The 3926-nt window shown below is 33.2% G+C and carries 4 protein-coding genes; 2 read left to right on the forward strand and 2 right to left on the reverse strand.

The genetic code is table 11. The features are described 5' to 3' along the window. The first annotated feature begins 301 nt into the window (after positions 1–301). Both WBY99_RS03330 and WBY99_RS03335 read left to right on the forward strand, forming a co-directional pair. A complete protein-coding gene (locus WBY99_RS03330) occupies positions 302–844 on the forward strand; it encodes a tRNA methyl transferase PRC-barrel domain-containing protein (RefSeq protein ID WP_423974919.1) in 543 nt (180 codons plus the stop codon). Positions 845–856: 12 nt separating this feature from the next. After that, a complete protein-coding gene (locus WBY99_RS03335) occupies positions 857–2632 on the forward strand; it encodes an endonuclease (RefSeq protein ID WP_423974920.1) in 1776 nt (591 codons plus the stop codon). Between the two features lie 94 nt (positions 2633–2726). On the opposite strand, the gene WBY99_RS03340 is transcribed toward WBY99_RS03335, so the two are convergent. Together WBY99_RS03340 and WBY99_RS03345 are read right to left on the reverse strand one after the other, a co-directional pair. Further along, positions 2727–3275: a DUF4256 domain-containing protein gene (locus WBY99_RS03340; protein ID WP_423974921.1), complete on the reverse strand. Its 549-nt coding sequence runs from the start codon at positions 3273–3275 to the stop codon at positions 2727–2729. A gap of 470 nt (positions 3276–3745) precedes the next feature. Continuing rightward, positions 3746–3926: hypothetical protein (locus tag WBY99_RS03345; RefSeq protein WP_423974922.1), on the reverse strand; the 181-nt coding region annotated here is incomplete at its 5' end.

Raw genomic sequence — 3926 nt, forward strand, 5'->3', positions numbered from 1 at the left:
AGCCACTACGCTTTGTTGAAAAATGGAAAAATCTTTTCTTCTCCTTTATGAATTGAAAAATTCAGTTTGATGGATTTTAAAAAAGTTCAAACTAAGTTACGAAATAATCATTTTAATTTGCATTAAAATTTATTTCCAAGTGGATATTTGCTAATAATTCCACTCTGAGGTCGCATCGTTACGGTATTGTCAAAAAAATGATATTTATTACCTCTAATTTGAAATATAATATATAATTTAGCCCGCCCTAACAGAAAGTAACTAGTATTTCTTTTTTAGGTAAGGATTTTAATTTTTTTTAATGACTAACAAAGGACAAATTGTTGAAATCCCAGCGAACGCTCCTCTTTACAAAAGAGAAGTTCCTGAGTTTTTTTCGAAAAAAGAATCACTTTTCTGGAAATCCCAGAAGGGTGTTTATTCTCTTTTTGATGGTTTTTTGGTGGGTGAGCATTCAGGCGTTGATGTTTTTAAAATTGGTCAACGCAAAGGAATTAACGTTGGTGGAAAAAAAGAACCGCTTTATGTCATCAATATTGATAAAGCCAACAACAGGCTTTTTGTAGGAGCTGGCGAAAATCATCCTGGACTTTGGACGAATGCATTCAATTTTTCAGAATCTTTTTTTCAATGGAATCTGCAAACATCCTTTACTCTGAAAGAAAGAGAGAACGGGATTTCAGTGGAGGTACAATCTTCCGTTGTTGAAGGGAAAATATCGGCAAAACTATATATATACGACGGTATAATTTTTTTGGAGTTTGACAAACCAGTTCTAATTATCATAAAAGAAAATCCAATCCGTATTTTTTATAAAAATATGATCATTGCAGAAAAACAATAAATAATTATAATTATGAAACTAAAACTATCTTTATTAGCGAGTATCGTTTCATTTTTCATGTTTGCTCAATCCGCTCCGGCGTATTATTCGAGCATTAATTTTAGTAAAACTAAAAACGAACTGAAAAATGACTTAGCAACATTAATTACCGCTACGCACACGAAAACAATTTCTTATTCTGAAGGATTAGCAGCACTTTTTAAAATAAGTGATGCAGACCCAGAAATCCCTGCAAACATGCTGTTGATTTATGGTTCACAAAGTTCAGGAACCCACCAAAGAAGTCGTCCTTATAGCGGCACTTGGAATCGCGAACACGTATATGCAAAGTCTAGAGGAACTCCGAACTTGGGTACTTCTGGTCCTGGATCTGATGGTCACCACCTTCGTCCAGCAGATAATACGTTAAACAGCACGAGAGGAAACCTTTTGTTCGATGACGGCGCAGGTGCAGCGGCTTACAAAACGAGCCGTGGCGGTTGGTATCCAGGTGATGAGTGGAAAGGTGATGTTGCTAGAATCTTGATGTACATGTATGTAAGATATAAAAGTCAATGTTTGCCATTAAATATAACGATGAATCCAAGTACCTATTCTGCTGATTTCCCAGATATTTTATTAAAATGGAATATTGAAGATCCTGTGTCAGCTTTTGAAATGCAAAGACAAAATGTTGTTGCAGGCATTCAGAATAATAGAAATCCTTTTATCGATAATCCTTATTTGGCGACCGTAATTTGGGGTGGTCCAGCTGCTCAAAATACCTGGCCAGATACCTTTAATGGTGGTGGAAATTCGGGGGATACAGAAGCACCAACAACTCCAATGAATCTTGCGGTTTCGGGAGTAACTTCTTCAAGTGTTTCTTTAACGTGGACGGCTTCTACAGACAATGTATCGGTAAGCGGATATGATGTATATGTAGATAATGCTTACAAAACAAGTGTATCTTCTAATAGTGCAACGATTACAGGATTAAATGCTGCGACAACTTACTCATTCTATATTGTTGCGAAAGATACTTCTGGAAATAAATCTGCAAATAGTGCCACTGTTCAAGGAACTACCGAAGTCGATGGTGGTACAGGTGATACAGGAACTAGTTGTGGAACGGAAACTTTTGAAAACATACCATCTACAGGAGGTACGCCTCCAGCTTCTTCATACGTAGATCGAACCTGGTCTAGTAACGGAATCGTTTGGACTGCAACCAGTGCAAGAACCGATACCCAAATCTATATTGATGGAGCAAGTAACAAAGCAATTTGTATTAAAAAAGGGGCTTTGAAATCTTCTGTAATCTCGGGAGGTATTGGGACTTTAAAAGTTAAAACTTACCTTCCATTTGCAGATTCAGCAGGGAATTATACGCTTAAAATCAATGGAATAGTAAAAGGTTTAATTCCTTATTCTAAATCAGCAAAAACTCAAATTATTGAAAATATTAATGTTGAAGGAAATATAGTGATTGAATTGATTGATGAAGTTACGAATAACAGAGTTTCTTTTGATAATCTTTCTTGGACTTGTTATTCTGCAATGGCAACGAACGATGTTTCAACTAAAAACCAAAAAATCACCATTTATCCAAACCCTGTAAAAAACAACGAGTTTTTCATCAGCGGAATTGATAAAAATGAAACCGTAAAAGTTTATAGTTTAAATGGACAATTGCTACAAACAATCAATAAGGTGAATGACAAAGAAAAAGTGAATCTTAAAAAACTTCCAAAAGGAGTCTATTTTATTACCACAAAAACACAGTCTGCTAAAATTATTGTTGAGTAATCTAGAAAATTTCCTAATTCGGAAATGATAAATAATAAGACCGGAAGAAATTTCTTTCGGTCTTTTTGTATTTGATAATAAAGATCAAAAAATCTTAAACCCTCAAAACGCCACGAAAACCTCTGGCAGCATAATAAGATTCAGCACCATTATGATATATAAAAATAGTATCATATCTTAAATCCGCAAATAAAGCTCCGCCTAATTTTCTAATATTTTCTGGAGTTTTCAGCCAACTCGAAGTTTTGGTATCAAACGTTCCTAGTTTTTGCAATTCGCGATATTCTTCTTCGTTCAAGATTTCAATACCCATCGATTCTGCAACATCGATTGCATTATTTTTGGGTTTGTTTTCTTTCCTTTTATCGAGTGCTGCTTTGTCATAGCAGAAACTTCTGCGACCTTTCGGACTTTCGACGGCACAATCATAAAAAAGAAATTCTCCAGATTTTTCATCAAAACCTACGACATCAGGTTCGCCACCGCTATTTTCCATTTGAAATAACGATTCAAGTTTCTGTGGGTTTTGATGGAGTTTATCCTGAATATCTTTCCATTTCAAATTTGGATGGCGATTCATGTTTGATTCAAAACGCTCTTTTAAAATTTGGAAAAGTTCATCATACTCGTTTTTTGAGGCCATATTTTTAAATATTTAATTTCTTATTGAATTCAGTTTTTTCAAGTAAATATTGATACTTTAATTCTGTACAAATTTATTTTAATCCTTAAAAGTACAATGTTTTTTCCTTTAAATTTTTACCCTTGTTGTTATTTGTTCCAATTTTATTGGTTTTTTCAAAAGAGTTAGATTATGATCTCGCGAAATCGATGTAATTAATATTTTGGATAATAATCAGATTTTACAGGAAAAAGCCAAATTTCAAAACTTGATAAATGGGAAAATTTATCCTAAAAAACCCCATGAGTTACCGTCTACTGAAATATAAATTCACTCTATTTTCTATTTTTTTTATTGGATTAAATGAGACATTTATTTCCACCTATCTTAAGTTGTTTCGCCCTTCCAAATACTTAATAAAAATGTTGTTGGTCGATTTAAAAGGCTATTCATCTATTTGCTATTTCAGATTCGAATAATTATTTGAAAATTTACTCTTCCAAATAATTAAGTGACCTTGAAATAAATCGATCTCTAATTTTTGTAAAATAAAGGTAATTAAGCAACTGTGAAATTTGCTGATGAAATTTAATTAAAGATCTTATTTCTTCTTTGCTTCCAACTAATAAATAACCATTAATTAACACAAAAATGAAACATTTAAAATTACTC

The organism is Kaistella sp. (assembly GCF_049588135.1).
GTDB lineage: Bacteria > Bacteroidota > Bacteroidia > Flavobacteriales > Weeksellaceae > Kaistella.

Bases quoted from the DNA above. Each gene is read 5' to 3' on its own strand.
- WBY99_RS03330 (WP_423974919.1), top strand. From the start codon at position 302: ATGACTAACAAAGGACAAATTGTTGAAATCCCAGCGAACGCTCCTCTT.
- WBY99_RS03335 (WP_423974920.1), top strand. From the start codon at position 857: ATGAAACTAAAACTATCTTTATTAGCGAGTATCGTTTCATTTTTCATG.
- WBY99_RS03340 (WP_423974921.1), bottom strand. From the start codon at position 3,275: ATGGCCTCAAAAAACGAGTATGATGAACTTTTCCAAATTTTAAAAGAG.